The following is a 15,170-nucleotide window of genomic DNA, read 5'->3' on the forward strand; positions in this document are numbered from 1 at the left end:
CAGGCGCTACGCTTCTCTCGCCCACCGGGCACTATCAGGCAAGGAGGCCCCATGTACGTTGTCATCTTCCGCGCGAAGGTCATGTCGCTCGACGACGAGTATTTCCGTGTCGCTTCCCGCATGCGCGAGCTGGCGCTTGCGGAGTTCGGTTGCCTTGAATTCCATGCCGTGAGCGAAGGGGATAACGAGGTGGCGTTGTCCTACTGGCCAGACGAAGCCGCCATCAAGGCCTGGAAGGCGCATCCCGAGCATCTTCTGGCGCAGAAAGCCGGGCGCGAGCGCTGGTACGCGTCCTATTCGGTCCAGGTGGCCTGCATCACGCGGGATTACCAGGTGCCGGCGAGCTGATGCCTCAGCGTGGCGGGGGGAGCCGCAGCCCGTTGTCATGCAGCGGCCGGTAGATACCCGGCGGATGCGGGTTGTGGCGCGACGGGAAGTCGTTCCTGTCCGGAACAACCTGCCGGGGCGGCGGGTATCCACGCGGGGTATTGAAGGACGGGGAGTGCGGATAGATGCGCACACCCCAATCCATGCGCTCCCGTGGATAGGACCAGCTTCCCTGGGGGTAATGATCGTAGCGGTATTGTCCGGACCCATACACGCGATCCTCGTAGCGGTAATAGCGGTAACGCTGCGGGTAGCGAGAGTCCCGTTGCATGCGCGGGTCATGCCAGCCTCGCGGGTGCGGCCCGTACCGGCCGCGCTCGTCGTGTTGCATCAGTTTGGAGCGGGTGTCCCGGGCGCGGTCCGAATCGGCCAGCGAGAACAACGACCCACCCATCAGCAGCAGGCCGCCGAGCACGACGGCAGTCAAGCGCAAGACATGCATGACGGCACCCTCCAAGTGGTTCTGGCCAGTATGGACCGCACGATGCGTGGGATCTCGCTTGAGCACCGGCCTCTCGCCGTCCGGCAGACAATCGGGCGTGTTGCCGGTTGGCGCAGGAACGTCCAGCCGTTGCGCCCCAACTTTGCGCCCTGTCCGGCATCCAATGCTTGCAGGTCGTCGTGACAGGGAAGGCCAGTCGGCGGCCTTTTTCAGCCTATCGTGGAGGCCGCCATGCACAGGTCAATCGCACGGGCAGGGACGCTGGCGCTCTCGCTCGCCCTCAGCGGCGGGGCAGGGGCGCAAACTCCGCACGAAGGGGAACCGCCCGAACAACTGGGCGAGGTGAATTTCCAGGTGTCCTGCACCCCGGACGCGCAGCGCACCTTCAACAGGGCCATGGCCCTGTTCCATTCCTTCTGGTTCGATCCTGCCAAGCAGGCCTTCGCGACGGTGCTGGAGCAGGACCCGACCTGCGCCATGGCCCACTGGGGCATCGCCATCATGTCCATGGGCAATCCGCTGGCCTGGCCGCCCAGCCCGCAGGCGTTGCAGGCCGGCGCCAACGCCTGGTCCCTGGCCCAACAGCTCGGCGCCGGCAGCGAGCGGGAAAACGCCTACATCGACGCCCTCGGCGTCTTCTTCAAGGACTGGCAGAGCACCGAACACCGGCCCCGCGCGCTGGCGCTGGAGCAGGCCATGGGCGAAGTGGCGGCGCGCTATCCGCAGGATGTCGAAGCGCAGATCCTCCACGCGCTGCTGCTCAACGCCACCGCCCAGCCCACCGACAAGACCTACGCCAACCAGCTCAAGGCCGCCGGCATCCTCGAGCCGCTGTACCGGCAGTACCCCAACCACCCCGGCATCGCCCACTACCTGATCCACACCTTCGACTACACCAGCCTGGCGGAGCGCGGCATGCCCTATGCCCGTGCCTATGCGGACATCGCGCCCTCGGTGCCGCACGTTCAGCACATGCCCTCGCACATCTTCAGCCGGGTCGGCGACTGGCCGGCCATGGTGGAAAGCAACCTGGCCTCCTACCAGGCTGCCCGCCATGAGCTGCAGGCGACCACGCTGGACATCGGCACCTACGACGCCCTGCACGCGCTGGACTACCTGGTGTTCGGCCACCTGCAACAGGCCCAGCACCAGGCGGCCAAACAGCGGGTGGACGAGGTGGCGGCGATCCACAAGGTCAACGTGGAGAACTTCGTCGCCGCCTACGCCTTCGCGGCCATTCCGGCGCGCTACGCGCTGGAGCGGGGGCAGTGGCAGGAAGCGGCCGCCCTGCAGCTGTCACCCGCCGACCTGGCCTGGGACAAGTTCCCGCAGGCCGAAGCCATCCTGGTGTTCGCCCGCGGCCTGGGCGCCGCGCGCAGCGGCAACCCCGGCGCGGCCCGCGCGGATGTCGAGCGCCTGCAGGCGCTGCAGACTGCGATGCGCCAGAACAACCTCGGCTACTGGGCCGACCAGGCGGAATTCCAGATCCGTGCGGTAAACGCCTGGATCGCCCAGGCCGAGAACCGCCCCGACGACGCCCTGCGCCTGATGCGCGAAGCGGCCGATCTCGAGGAAGCCAGCGACAAGCACCCGGTCACCCCCGGCAACGTGGTGCCTTCCCGGGAACTGCTGGCCGAACTGCTGGTGGTGCAGAAGCAGCCTGCTGAGGCTTTCGCGGAGTTTGAGCGCTCCCTGCAACGGGACCCGAATCGGTTGCGCGCTACAAAGGGCGCGATGGAGGCTGCCAAGGCGGCGGGGAATGCGGAGGCTGCGCGGCGCTATGAGCAGAAGGTTGCGGTGCTGACTGCGGCGGGTGATGCGCAGCGGGCCGAGTGAGGAAGTGCTGGCGCTAGGCAGAACGCTCGAATTCGAGCGGTCGGGCCGTGACCGGAGGTGAGACACGACTTCTCGCACTGAAGCGTTCGAGTGCAACCTGCTCGGGTAGGGTCAACCTTTGCAGTGAAGAGGGACGCCGTTCGACACGCTGCGTTGCTGCGCGTGGCTTGGTTCATGGTTGTTCCCTATAGAGGCGCTACAGTCTTCCGCGCACCCCGTTGCTCATCAATATAAGGAAGACAGGAATGAACATTACGGTTGAAACCACCATTGCGGCACCGATTGAACGGGTGTGGAGTGCTTGGACCACTCCAGAAGACATCACCCAATGGAACGCCGCATCCGATGATTGGCATACCACCCGGGCGAGCGTTGATCTTCGCGTCGGCGGAACCTTCTCATCACGCATGGAAGCCAAGGACGGCAGCATGGGGTTCGATTTTTCGGGTACCTATACGAAGATCGAGCACCATCAATTGATCGAGTGCGAGTTTGGCGGGCGCACCTTGCGGGTGGAATTTCTCACCGGGCCGAATGGGGTCACCGTGCGGGAAACCTTCGAAGCGGAGCAGACGCACTCTGAAGAGCAACAGCGGGCGGGTTGGCAATCCATTCTGGACAACTTCGCCCGCCACGTGGAAGGCAAGACCACCGCTTGATTCAGGTTCCCACGTGCGCTGGCCTGATGGGCTGGCGCTGTTCAACTTTCCCGTCCTCCACGACTCAAACCGTGTCTCGTTAGTGGCAGTAGGTGAAGGTGAATTGCTGGTTTATTAAGGTGAAAAGTAGATATAACAAACGTCTCAAGAGGGACTGCGGTGGTTACGGATGTTCTTGTTGAGTTTAGTTGTATGCGTTGCCGGCCACTTAGGCGGGCGTTATGCGTCTTCACTCATCCGGATGTGTAGCAAATGACTGACCTCATTGAGTTCGAAACTGAGCGCCTTTTCTTGAGGCAGTGGACGCCCGCTGACCGCGAGCCGTTTGCCGCGCTCAACGCAGATCCAAGGGTAATGGAGTTCTTCCCCGCGCGGCTTACACGTGCCGAAAGTGATGCAATGGCTGATCGTTGCGAGGCTTTGATTCGAGAGCGTGGCTGGGGGTTTTGGGCTGCTGAGCTCAAGGGTTCTCGCGAGTTCATCGGGTTCGTCGGCTTGCACACTCCCTCAGCTGAACTTCCTTTCTCGCCCTGCGTGGAAGTCGGTTGGCGTCTTTCCTTTTCGCATTGGGGAAAAGGATTTGCTTCTGAGGCTGCACGCGGAGCGTTCCGCGTTGGATTTACAGTCCTGGGTCTAAACGAAATCGTGTCCTTCACAGCAGTTAAAAATTTCAGGTCTCGAGCAGTTATGGAAAGACTCAAGATGTGTGAGTCAGGTACCTTTGAGCACCCTCAAGTACCTGGAAATAGTCCGCTGCGCTTGCACTGCCTGTACCGACTGCCACGTGCCCACTATGATGCATGAAAATTCATTCAAGCCGACGCCGCTATGTGGCCCGGCTTAATTCAACGTTATGTGTTTTCACCCAAAGGCCCTGGAAGGAGTTCTGATGGCTGATCATTTCGGTTCTTGTCTGTGCGGCACCGTGAGCTTTGAAGTGAAAGGTGAGTTCGACAGCTTTTACCTGTGCCATTGTCAGCGTTGCCAAAAAGATACAGGTTCGGCTCATGCGGCAAATCTATTCTCGCACTCGGCTAAATTGGTTTGGCAGTCGGGCGCGGATGCCGTGACTTCCTATACGCTTCCAGGCACTCGTCATAACAAAAGCTTTTGTAAGTTGTGTGGTTCAGCATTGCCAAACACTCAGATTGCAGGTGTGCTTGTCGTTCCCGTAGGGTGTTTGGACACTGAAATCACTATGTTGCCAACTGCGCATATCTTTTCATCCAGCAAAGCAGCTTGGGATGAGGGGGGAGGGGAGGTGCCAGAGTTCGAGGGACTGCCAGCTTGAGCTGCCATCATATAACCAGTGGCTGCTGCATGAGTGGTGCTTATACGTTGGTTTTTACGATATGGATCAGTCAATCTTGTTGAGATTATATTATTGGACAATAATCCTGGTGTGTTGAGAAGAAGATTCTGGCGTGCGTTGTTTTTCGGTCTGAAGGTTGTGTGGCCGATACTTTCGATTCTTTTCGGTTTAATGGTGACGCTCGGAATCGTTATTGGCTGGCGTGAGGGCTGATCCATACATGAGTCGCTGTATTTTTCATTTGTGACAGGATTGACGATCGGCTATGGAGATCTTGCGCCGAAAACAGTTTTTACGCGCACTTTGGCTGTACTGATTGGTCTGTGCGGTATGCTTTTTACTGCGCTGGTTGCGGCAATTGCCGTAAAGGCGCTTACGATAACGATGGAGAAAAATAAAACTAATAAATGAGAGTGGTTGCAAGACGATATGCGCGGCAGTCAGCGTTATCTGAGTCATCCGGTAAGGATTTCTGCTTGCATCTTGATTTCTAATAAATTGGCATTGCCATGAAGAGAACAATTTTAGCTTTATCGCTCGTTGTATTTGCCTCTACGGCTGTCGCTCATGGCGGCGGCTGCCGGAAAGACAGTCCCCCGGGACAATGCTGTCATGCGGGTTCCAAGCCATACCACTGTCATTAATCATCGGTAAAACATGCGCGCGCCCTACGGGGCGATGGGGCCAGCCGCACCTTCCTCGAATATCCCCCGCACCACCTGCTGAAAATCCTCACTCGGCTCCGCCTGCAGGTGCATGGCTTCGCCCGTGACCGGGTGGGTGAAGTGCAGCTCCGTGGCGGCGAGCATCAAGCGGCTGTAGCCGAAGCGTTGGGCGAAGTAGTGGTTGTGCCGGGTGCGGCCGTAGTTGGTGTCGCCAATGATCGGGTGGCTGAGGTGCTGCATATGGCGGCGCAGCTGGTGTTTGCGGCCGGTCAGTGGGTGCAGCTGCAGCAGGCTGTAGCGGCTGGTGGGAAAGCCTTCGATCTCGACCTCCAACTGCGTGGTGGCCAGGCGGCTATAGCGGGTCTGCGCGTCGCGCACGGGCTGGGGTTCGTCCTTGAGCCGCTTGTCCACGGGGTGTTCCTTGAGGGCGTGGTCGATCAGGCCGGACTCCGGCGGCCAGCCGCGTACCAGGGCGCGGTAGGTCTTGTGCACGGCGTTGGCCATCATGGCCTGGCCGAGCAGGCTGGCGGTGTGCGGGTCGCGGGCGAACAGCAGCAGGCCCGAAGTGGGGCGGTCCAGCCGGTGCACCGCGTAGACGTGCTCGCCGCCGTTCAGTTCGCGGGCGTATTGCAGGGCGAATTCGGTTTCGTGCTTGTCGATGGGGCTGCGGTGTACCAGCAGCCCGGCGGGCTTGTGCACGGCCAGCAGCCAGTCGTCCCGGTACAGCTCGGTTAGCGGGTTGTCGGTCATGTGCGGGAAAGTCAGCGGCGAAAGGGGCGGCGATGATACCGCCCCGAGTGCGTCAGTCCAGCGCCGCTTCCGCCGCCCGGCGCGCATGCAGGGCGGTGGTGTCGAACAGCGGCACGCGGGCATCCTCGCTGCCCACCAGCAGGGAGATTTCCGTGCAGCCGAGGATGATCGCTTCGGCGCCCTGTTCCACCAGCGCCGCCATGATGCGCCGGTATTCCTCGCGGGAGCTGCCGCGAATGTGTCCCAGGCAGAGCTCCTCGTAAATGACACGGTGGATCACGGCGCGATCCGCCTCGTCGGGCGTCAGCACCTCGAGTCCGTGCTGCTGCAGGCGCTGGCGGTAGAAGTCCTGCTCCATGGTGAAGCGGGTGCCCAGCAGGCCGACCCTGGACAGCCCGGCGCGTTTGATGGCATCGGCGGTCGGGTCGGCGATGTGCAGCAGCGGAATGGAGACAGCCGCTTCGATATCCCCGGCGACCTTGTGCATGGTGTTGGTGCACAGCACCAGGAAATCCGCGCCGGCCCGTTCCAGCGCCCGGCCCGCATCGGCCAGCAGGGCGCCGGCCGTCGTCCAGTCGCCGGCCTGCTGCAGGCGCTCGATGTCGTGGAAATCCACGCTGTACAGCGCCAGCTTCGCCGAATGCAGCCCGCCCAGGCGCGCCTTGATGGTTTCGTTGATCTGCCGGTAGTAGGGAATCGTCGATTCCCAGCTCATGCCGCCGATAAGGCCGATGGTTTTCATGGGGGCATCCTGAACGTTGACTCAGGCTCGACTCTACCCGCTGGAGTCGGTGGCGGAGGATCAGTCGACCTGCGGCGCAATGTCGCGGGGCAGGCGCAGATGGACAAGCGCCACCGGCGCGCCGGCCTTGTCGCGGCGTTCCTCGATGGCGCTGGGCGTGAAGCCCAGCCGCGGGTAGAGCAACAGGCCGGCGGTATTGGCGTTGAAGCAGGACACCTTCACCTCGGTGGCGCGGTGCTTGTCGAAGGCCAAGGCGCACATGACCTTCATCAGGTACGAGGCCACACCGCGCCGGCGCGCATCGGCGGCCACCATCACGTTGCCGATGGCGCAGATGCCGCCTTCTGCCCACTGGTAGAAGTTGGCGAAGGCCACCACCCGGCCGTCCAGTTCGACCACGGTCGAATCGCTGCGCTGCTCGATGGCGGCGCGCAGTTGCTCCGGCGTGAGGGGGAATTCGGCCCTGGGGAAGCAGTAGAACAGCTCCTCCGGCGTGCGGGGCAGGGCGCAGAGGGCGGACAGGTCGGCGTCGGTGACGGGGCGATGGGTCGGCATGCGGGTCAGACCTGAGACAGAGGAAGGGCAGACTAGCGGCCGGCCTGGACCGAGCTCAAGTGCGGTAGGGTGGTCAACGCATGCGTTGACCACCACCGCGGCCATGCCGTTGGCATGACCGCCCTACGGACTGCTGCTTTGCGGACCCGGGCTCGGCCTTTACAGCTTGAACTGCTGCACCAGGCCGTGCAGGTGCTTGGCCAGGGCGCTCAGTTCGCGGCTGGTTTCCACGTTCTGGCGCGAGGCGTCGCTGGTGTCCTCGGCGATCTCGCTGACGTTGGTGATGTTGCGGTTGATCTCCTCGGCCACCGAGCTCTGTTCCTCGGCCGCCGAGGCGATCATGGCGTTCATGTCGTTGATGGTCGCCACGGCGGCGGTGATCTGCTCCAGCACGCGACCGGCGTCGGCTACCTGCTCGCGCCCGGCCTCGGCCTTCTCGCAGCTCTTCTCCATGACCTCGACCGCACGGCGCGCGCCGCTCTGCACCTTCTCGATCATCGACTGGATCTCTTCGGTGGAGTGCTGGGTGCGCGAGGCCAGCGAGCGGACCTCGTCGGCCACCACGGCGAAGCCGCGACCCTGTTCGCCGGCGCGCGCCGCCTCGATGGCCGCGTTGAGGGCCAGCAGGTTGGTCTGGTCGGCGATGCCGCGAATCACGTCCACCACCGAGCTGATGGTGGCGCTGGCGTCTTCCAGCTCGCCGATCACCTTGGCGGCGTGCTCCACCTCGCGGGCCAGGCTGTCGATCACCTGGATGCTCTGGGTGACCACCTGCTGGCCGTGCTCGGCTTCGCTGTCCGCCTTCTCGGCGGCGTGGGCGGCGCTGGCGGCGTTGCTGGCGACGTCCTGCACGGTGGCGGACATCTCGTGCATGGCGGTGGCCACCTGGTCGGTTTCCAGGTGCTGGCGATGGATGCCATCGCTGGTCTGGCGGCTGACCGCGGCGGTCTGCTCGGCGGCGGCGGCCAGTTGTTCCACGGCCTTGGACAGTTCCTTGAGGGTTTCCTGTACGTGGTCGGCCATCGTGTTGAAGGACGAGGCGATCTTGCCCAGCTCGTCACGGCCCCGGTAGGCGACGCGGTGCACCAGGTCGCCGTCGGCCAGACGCTTGCCGCCGCTCAGCAGGGCATCCACCGCCTGGCTGATGCCGCGCAGGGTGGCCCAGGCCAGGGCGATGACCAGCACCAGGGTGACCACCAGCACCAGGCTCAGCCAGAACAGCAGCGCCTCGAAATGGCGCTCGGCCGCGGTGTAGGCAGTCACCGCATGGATATGCAGGTTGTCGGAGAAGGCCTGCACCTTGTCGGAGGCCACCGCGAAGGTCGGTTGCAGCCTGTCCAGCAGCACGCCGTTGGCCTTCAGGTAATCACCGGCGCGCATCAGCTCCAGCACCGGCCGCACGCCTTGCTCCAGATAGAGGTTCAGGGTGCGCTGCATTTCCTGCGCCAGGGCGCGCTCCTGAGCGTCCAGGTTGTTGGCCAGCAGCGTTTGCAGCAGGGCCTGGATGTTGCGCTGGCTCTGCTCCACGGCGTTGAAGTGCATGCTCACGTCGTGGTTGTGCGCCTTCTCGTAGTCGCTTCCCGGCGCATGCTGCAGCGCCAGCAACAGTTGGGTGCGCGCATGGTGCATTTCATTGGTCATGCGGTTGAGCTGGTCGCTGGGCAGCAGGCCCTCGTAATACAGATGGGTCAGCTCGCGGTTACTGTCACGCATGCCGGTCAGGGAGAAACCGACCATCAGCACCATCAGCAGGCAGAGCAGGGAAATCAAGGCCACCAGCCGGACCTTGAGGGAAAATTGAGTAAGCCAGGTTCGCACGTCGGGACGCCTCGATTCTTGATTAACGTTAAGTTAAGGCATTTTGCTATCCGTGACATGCTTCACGTCAAAAGGTCTAAGGCTTTGATTGCAAAAGGCGGCTAGGCGCTAGGGGGAATTTCGAAAGCGCACTAACGAATAGGGCGCCGGGTCACTAGAATGCACTCCCTCCCTTTCGTTCTCTGTTGTACGCCGAGGTCCTTCATGCACGTTTCTTCCGGTCGCTGGCTGTATGGCCTGTCCCTGGCGATGGTCACGGCCGTGCTCTGGGGTATTCTGCCGATCAAGCTCAAGCTGGTGCTGCAGACCATGGATCCGGTCACCGTCACCTGGTACCGCCTGTTCAGCTCCGGGCTGGTGCTACTGGTCTGGCTGGGCGCGCGCCGCCAGTTGCCGGCGTTTCGGCCACTGGGGCGCCGGGGCGGCATGCTGGTGGGACTCGCCATCGCCGGGCTGGTCAGCAACTACGTGCTGTACCTGATGGGGCTCAACCTGCTGAGCCCGGGTACCACGCAGCTGGTGATCCAGATCGCGCCCTTCCTGCTGCTGATCAGCAGCCTGTTCGTGTTCCGCGAGTCGTTCAGCGCCGGTCAGTTGCTCGGCCTGCTGGTGCTGCTGCTGGGCTTCGGGCTGTTCTTCAACCAGCGGCTCGGCGAGCTGCTGACTTCGCTGACCGACTACACCCTCGGCGTGCTCACCGTGCTGGCGGCGGCGGTGGTGTGGGTGGTGTACGGGCTGGCGCAGAAGCAACTATTGAGTCAGTGGTCATCCTTCCAGGTGATGATGGTGATCTATCTGGGCTGCGCGCTGCTTCTGACGCCCTGGGCGTCGCCGGCCCAGGTGCTGGAACTGGATGCGCTGCAGTTCTGGCTGCTGGTCGCCTGCTGCCTGAACACGCTGATCGCTTACGGTGCCTTCGCCGAGGCGCTGGCCCACTGGGAAGCCTCCCGGGTCAGCGCGGCGCTGGCGCTGACGCCGCTGATCACCTTCGCTGGCGTGGCATTGGCGGCCATCTGGTGGCCCGCCCATGTCATTCCCGAACAGCTCAATCTGCTCGCCTATGGCGGCGCGCTGCTGGTGGTGGCGGGCTCGGCGGTGGCGGCGCTGGGGCACCGGCGGAGGAAGGCGCTCACAACCCCGTAGGGTGGCCAACGTTTTCCTTGTCCATCATCGCGCCGGCCCCGCGCGCCTGTGGCGCGTTGGCGGATCGGTGAAGCGCGATCCACCCTACGTCTGGGCCGCCCTGGAGGGTGGACAACGTTTTCCTTGTCCACCATCGCGCCGGGCCGGCGCGCGACTGTGGCGCGTTGTGAATCGGTGACGCGCGATCCACCCTACGTTTTCGTGTTTTCCTACTGTCCCGGCTCCAGCATCTGCTCCGGGCGCACCCAGGCGTCGAACTGTTCGTCGGTCAGGTGGCCAAGGGCGAGGGCGGCTTCGCGCAGGGTGATGCCCTCGGCGTAGGCCTTCTTGGCAATTTCCGCCGCCTTGTCGTAGCCGATGTGCGGGTTGAGGGCGGTCACCAGCATCAGTCCGCGTTCCAGGTGGGCGGCCATCTGCCGGGCATCCGGCTCCATGTCGGCCACGCATTGGCGGTTGAAGTTGCGGCAGCCATCGGCCAGCAGGCGGATGGATTGCAGCAGGCTGTGGATGATCACCGGCTTGAACACGTTCAGTTGCAGGTGCCCCTGGCTGGCGGCGAAGCCGATGGTCACGTCGTTGCCGAGTACCTGGCAGGCCAGCATCGACAGCGCCTCGCACTGGGTGGGGTTGACCTTGCCGGGCATGATCGAGCTGCCCGGCTCGTTGGCCGGCAGGCGTACCTCGGCGAAGCCGGCGCGCGGGCCGGAGCCGAGCAGGCGCAGATCGTTGGCCAGCTTCATCAGCGCCACGGCCAGGGTCTTCAGCGTGCCGGCCAGGGTCACCAGCGGCTCGTGGCCGGCCAGGGCGGCGAACTTGTTGGGGGCGCTGACGAAGGGCAGGCCGGACAGGGCCGCCAGCTCGGCGGCGATGGCGTCGGCGAAGCCCTTGGGGGCATTCAGGCCGGTGCCCACCGCGGTGCCGCCCTGGGCCAGTTCGCAGACGGCCGGCAGCGCAGCGCGAATGACCTGCTCGGCATGATCCAGCTGGGCGACGAAGGCCGACAGCTCCTGGCCGAAGGTGATCGGCGTGGCGTCCATCAGGTGCGTGCGCCCGGTCTTGACCAGCTGGGCGTGGCGCAGCGACTGCTCGGCGAGGCCGCCGCGCAGCTCGGCGATGGCCGGCAGCAGGTCCTGCTGCACGGCGCGCACGGCGGCCAGATGCATGGCGGTGGGAAAGCTGTCGTTGGAGCTCTGCGAGCGATTGACGTGGTCGTTGGGGTGCACCGGGCTCTTGCCGCCGCGCTGGCCGGTGGCGATCTCGTTGGCGCGGCCGGCGATCACCTCGTTGACGTTCATATTGCTCTGCGTGCCGCTGCCGGTCTGCCAGACCACCAGCGGAAACTGGTCGTCGTGCTGGCCGTCCAGCACTTCGTCGGCGGCCTGCTCGATGAGTCGGGCGATGTCCGTGGGCAGGTCGCCAATGCGGCAGTTGACCCGTGCCGCCGCCTTCTTGATCAGCGCCAGGGCATGCACCACCGGCAGCGGCATGCGTTCCTGGCCAATGGCGAAGTTGATCAACGAGCGCTGGGTCTGCGCGCCCCAGTAGGCATCCGCCGGGACGTCCACGGCTCCCAGGCTGTCGGTTTCGGTACGGCTCATCGGGTGTCTCCCTTGTGATCATCAGGGGTTAGGCCGGCCCGGTGGGTGCGGGTTCCCCTGCGTGGCAGGTAGCCATTATGGCGTGTTGGCGCAATGACCACACGGCGTGACGGGTTGAGCCGGACGGCGGCGAGGCGCAAAATCGCGCCCCGAACCCCCCGTCCCCTGTCGGCAGGTAACCCGAATGAACATGCGTGAGCGTATCCAGGCTGCGCTGGCGGCGCTGCAGCCCCAGCATCTGGAAGTCCTCGACGAGAGCCACATGCACCATCGTGGCGAGGAAAGCCACTTCAAGGTGGTGATGGTCAGTGAACAGTTCGCCGGCCTGAACGCGGTCAAGCGTCACCAGAAGGTGTACGGCGGCCTGGGCGAGCTGATGGGCCAGTTCCACGCGCTCGCACTGCACACCTACAGCCCCGACGAGTGGGCGGCCCAGGGCAGTGCGCCGGCCTCGCCGACCTGCCGGGGCGGCGGTCTGCACTAGTCACTACGCTGTCGGGGGTTGGCCCCCTTCGTTCTTTACTTTCCTCGAGCTGCCCCGGCAGCCCATCCGCGTCAGGAGACTCCAATGGCCCGGCTGGTCTATGTCATGGATCCCATGTGTTCATGGTGCTGGGGTTTCGCCCCGGTGGTGGAGGCGCTGGCCGGACAGGCTCGCCAGGCCGGCGTGGCGCTGCACCTGGTAGCGGGCGGCCTGCGCCGCGAATCCCGGGTGATGGATGAGCGGGGACGTGCCCGCATCCAGTCGCACTGGCAGGCGGTGCATGAAGCGACCGGCCAGCCCTTCGACCTGAGCGGCGGCCTGCCGGACAACCTTGTCTACGACACCGAACCGGCCTGCCGCGCGCTGGTCACCGCGCGCAGCCTGGCCGACGGCTGCGCCAGCCGTTTGCTCGGGCTGATCCAGCGGGCCTTTTATGTCGAGCGCCAGGATGTGACCCGTCCCCGCGTGCTGGTCGAACTGGCCGAGCAGGCTGGCCTCGACCGCCAGGCCTTCGCCGAGGGCTTCGACAGCCAGGCGCAGCGCCAGGCCACCGAGGCGGACTTCGCCTGGGCGGAAAACCTGGGCATCGCCGGCTTTCCGACCCTGCTGGCCGAGCGCGATGGCACCTATGCGCTGCTGACCAACGGCTACCAGCCGCTGGATAGCCTGGCGCCGTTGCTCGATCGCTGGCTGGAGCGGGGCGTGCGTGGCTGACCGGCTGACCTGGTCCGATATCCGGCGCCTGGCGCTGGGGCACCGCAAGTCGCTGTTGCTGGCCAACCTGTTCGCCGTGCTCGGCACCCTGTGCAGCGTGCCGATTCCGCTGCTGCTGCCCTTGCTGGTCGACGAGGTGCTGCTCGGCCAGGGCGGCGCTGCCCTGCAGTTCATGGACCGCTGGCTACCAAGCGGCTGGCAGGTGGCGGCCGGCTACATCGGCCTGATGCTGTTGTTCAGCCTGTCGCTGCGCCTGTTCGCCCTGGTGTTCAACGTGCTGCAGGCGCGGCTGTTCGCGCGGCTGTCCAAGGACATCGTCTACCGCCTGCGTGCCCGGCTGATCGAACGCCTCAAGCGCATCGCCCTCGGCGAATACGAAAGCCTCGGCGGCGGTACCGTCACCGCGCACCTGCTTACCGATCTGGACACCCTGGACAAGTTCGTCGGCGAAACCCTCAGCCGTTTCCTGGTGGCGCTGCTGACCCTGGCCGGCACCTCGGCGATCCTGTTGTGGATGCACTGGCAGCTGGCGCTGCTGATCCTGCTGTTCAACCCGCTGGTGATCTACGCCACCGTGCAGCTGGGCAAGCGCGTCAAGCAGCTGAAGAAACTGGAAAACGACAGCACTGCGCGCTTTGCCCAGGCGCTCAGCGAAACCCTGGATGCCATCCAGGAAATCCGCGCCAGCAACCGCCAGGGCTTCTTCCTCGGCCGGCTCGGCCTGGCAGCCCGCGAGGTGCGCGACCGGGCGGTGGCCACCCAGTGGAAGACCGACGCCTCCAACCGGGCCAGCGGCCTGCTGTTCCAGTTCGGCATCGATATCTTCCGCGCCGCCGCCATGCTCACCGTGCTGTTCTCGGACCTGTCCATCGGCCAGATGCTGGCGGTGTTCAGCTACCTGTGGTTCATGATCGGCCCGGTGGAGCAACTGCTCAGCCTGCAGTACGCCTTCTATGCCGCCGGCGGCGCGCTGGCCCGCATCAACCAACTGCTGGCGCGGGCCGACGAGCCCCACTATGCCGGAGGCCAGGACCCGTTCGCCGGACGGCGCACGGTGGGCATCGAGGTGCGCGGGCTGAGCTTTACCTACCGTGACGAGCCGGTGCTGGACCGTCTCGACCTGAGCATCGCCCCCGGTGAAAAGGTCGCCATCGTCGGTGCTTCCGGCGGCGGCAAGAGCACCCTGGTGCAGCTGCTGCTCGGCCTCTACACGCCGCAGGCGGGCAGCATCCGCTTCGGTGGCGTGGCGCTGGAGGACGTCGGCCTGGAGCGGGTGCGCGAGCACGTGGCCGTGGTGCTGCAGCATCCCTCGCTGTTCAACGACACAGTGCGCGCCAACCTGTGCATGGGCCGCGAGCGCAGCGACGCCGAGTGCTGGCGGGCGCTGGAGGTGGCGCAGCTGGCCGACACCGTGCGCCAGCTACCCGACGGGCTGGACAGCGTGGTCGGGCGTTCCGGCGTGCGCCTGTCCGGCGGTCAGCGCCAGCGCCTGGCCATTGCCCGCATGGTGCTGGCCGACCCGAAGGTGGTGATTCTCGACGAGGCCACTTCGGCCCTCGACGCGGCCACCGAGTACGCCCTGCACCAGGCGCTCGGGCGCTTCCTGGACGGGCGCACCACGCTGATCGTCGCCCACCGCCTGTCGGCGGTGAAACAGGCGGACCGGGTGCTGGTCTTCGACGGCGGGCGGATCGCCGAAGAGGGCGATCACCAGCGGCTGATCGCCGAGGGTGGGCTATACGCCAAGCTCTACGGCCATCTGCAGCACTGAGCCGTCGTGCGGCAACTGGCCGCAGGCGGCGCCGGTGAGCCGTTAAGCTGGATCAAGGCAGTCGCGCCGACTTTCCCCTAAAACAGCCTCAACGGGCCGCAAGCCGCGTTTCTGACGGGCTCGTGGCCGGTTGACCTGCGCGCGCAGCATTCACGTTCGTGGCTAACTGCTTGAAATTCCAAGCGGGCTGTGTGCGATTCAGCTTCGACTAAAGGGGAACTGCCTCACGGGGAGGTGCGTGACAAGATTCCGGCACACCCCTGATTCAGTCCAGGCTTCCACAAGAACGCCGGA

The 15,170-nt window shown here is 64.7% G+C and carries 16 protein-coding genes; 10 read left to right on the plus strand and 6 right to left on the minus strand.

The genetic code is table 11. The features are described 5' to 3' along the window. Positions 1-51 precede the first annotated feature (51 nt). Entirely contained in the window at positions 52-348 is a 297-nt protein-coding gene (locus tag PT85_RS02930; protein ID WP_039605868.1) for an antibiotic biosynthesis monooxygenase family protein, read from the plus strand. A 4-nt stretch (positions 349-352) separates the two neighbouring features. On the opposite strand, the gene PT85_RS02935 is transcribed toward PT85_RS02930, so the two are convergent. Further along, entirely contained in the window at positions 353-829 is a 477-nt protein-coding gene (locus PT85_RS02935) for a hypothetical protein (RefSeq protein WP_039605869.1), read from the minus strand. A 231-nt stretch (positions 830-1,060) separates the two neighbouring features. Between PT85_RS02935 and PT85_RS02940 the strand changes: the two genes are divergently transcribed. The 5 genes from PT85_RS02940 to PT85_RS17645 all read left to right on the plus strand — a co-directional run bounded on the left by PT85_RS02940 (position 1,061) and on the right by PT85_RS17645 (position 5,047). After that, positions 1,061-2,665 carry a tetratricopeptide repeat protein gene (locus tag PT85_RS02940; protein ID WP_039605870.1) on the plus strand — a complete coding sequence of 535 codons (1,605 nt, stop codon included), beginning with the start codon at positions 1,061-1,063 and terminating at the stop codon, positions 2,663-2,665. Between the two features lie 245 nt (positions 2,666-2,910). After that, on the plus strand, positions 2,911-3,324 hold the full coding sequence (locus PT85_RS02945; protein WP_039605871.1) for an SRPBCC family protein: 414 nt from the start codon (positions 2,911-2,913) through the stop codon (positions 3,322-3,324). Positions 3,325-3,576: 252 nt separating this feature from the next. Continuing rightward, entirely contained in the window at positions 3,577-4,128 is a 552-nt protein-coding gene (locus PT85_RS17635) for a GNAT family N-acetyltransferase (protein ID WP_074467537.1), read from the plus strand. An 85-nt stretch (positions 4,129-4,213) separates the two neighbouring features. Continuing rightward, positions 4,214-4,615 carry a GFA family protein gene (locus PT85_RS17640; protein WP_074467536.1) on the plus strand — a complete coding sequence of 134 codons (402 nt, stop codon included), beginning with the start codon at positions 4,214-4,216 and terminating at the stop codon, positions 4,613-4,615. 249 nt (positions 4,616-4,864) lie between these two features. After that, complete coding sequence (locus PT85_RS17645) at positions 4,865-5,047, plus strand: potassium channel family protein (protein WP_267958182.1); 183 nt, start codon at positions 4,865-4,867, stop codon at positions 5,045-5,047. Between the two features lie 257 nt (positions 5,048-5,304). Here PT85_RS17645 and PT85_RS02950 read toward each other — a convergent pair whose 3' ends face one another. The 4 genes from PT85_RS02950 to PT85_RS02965 form a co-directional block, all read right to left on the minus strand. Continuing rightward, positions 5,305-6,051 (minus strand): pseudouridine synthase, encoded by a 747-nt coding sequence (locus PT85_RS02950; protein ID WP_039605872.1) that lies wholly within the window; start codon positions 6,049-6,051, stop codon positions 5,305-5,307. Positions 6,052-6,103: 52 nt separating this feature from the next. Then, on the minus strand, positions 6,104-6,793 hold the full coding sequence (locus tag PT85_RS02955) for an aspartate/glutamate racemase family protein (RefSeq protein ID WP_027590107.1): 690 nt from the start codon (positions 6,791-6,793) through the stop codon (positions 6,104-6,106). Between the two features lie 60 nt (positions 6,794-6,853). Beyond that, entirely contained in the window at positions 6,854-7,348 is a 495-nt protein-coding gene (locus PT85_RS02960) for a GNAT family N-acetyltransferase (protein WP_027590106.1), read from the minus strand. Positions 7,349-7,507: 159 nt separating this feature from the next. Next, positions 7,508-9,166, minus strand: a complete 1,659-nt coding sequence (locus PT85_RS02965; RefSeq protein ID WP_039561548.1) for a HAMP domain-containing methyl-accepting chemotaxis protein — start codon at positions 9,164-9,166, stop codon at positions 7,508-7,510. 204 nt (positions 9,167-9,370) lie between these two features. Here PT85_RS02965 and PT85_RS02970 point away from each other — a divergent pair, with 204 nt between their 5' ends. Beyond that, positions 9,371-10,309, plus strand: coding sequence for a DMT family transporter (locus PT85_RS02970; RefSeq protein ID WP_027589857.1), 939 nt, complete (start codon positions 9,371-9,373; stop codon positions 10,307-10,309). 209 nt (positions 10,310-10,518) lie between these two features. Here the strand turns inward: PT85_RS02970 and PT85_RS02975 are convergent, their stop codons facing one another. After that, a complete protein-coding gene (locus tag PT85_RS02975) occupies positions 10,519-11,907 on the minus strand; it encodes a class II fumarate hydratase (RefSeq protein WP_039605873.1) in 1,389 nt (462 codons plus the stop codon). A 184-nt stretch (positions 11,908-12,091) separates the two neighbouring features. On the opposite strand from PT85_RS02975, the gene PT85_RS02980 reads away from it, so the two are divergent. The 3 genes from PT85_RS02980 (at position 12,092) to PT85_RS02990 (ending at position 14,876) form a co-directional block, all read left to right on the plus strand. Next, a complete protein-coding gene (locus PT85_RS02980) occupies positions 12,092-12,391 on the plus strand; it encodes a BolA family protein (protein WP_027589855.1) in 300 nt (99 codons plus the stop codon). An 84-nt stretch (positions 12,392-12,475) separates the two neighbouring features. Beyond that, positions 12,476-13,105 (plus strand): DsbA family protein, encoded by a 630-nt coding sequence (locus PT85_RS02985; RefSeq protein ID WP_027589854.1) that lies wholly within the window; start codon positions 12,476-12,478, stop codon positions 13,103-13,105. Then, positions 13,098-14,876 (plus strand): ABC transporter ATP-binding protein, encoded by a 1,779-nt coding sequence (locus PT85_RS02990; RefSeq protein WP_039605874.1) that lies wholly within the window; start codon positions 13,098-13,100, stop codon positions 14,874-14,876. The genes PT85_RS02985 and PT85_RS02990 overlap by 8 nt, the downstream gene beginning before the upstream one ends. The last annotated feature ends 294 nt before the right edge of the window (positions 14,877-15,170 follow it).

It is taken from the genome of Pseudomonas flexibilis (assembly GCF_000806415.1).
Lineage (GTDB): Bacteria > Pseudomonadota > Gammaproteobacteria > Pseudomonadales > Pseudomonadaceae > Serpens > Serpens flexibilis.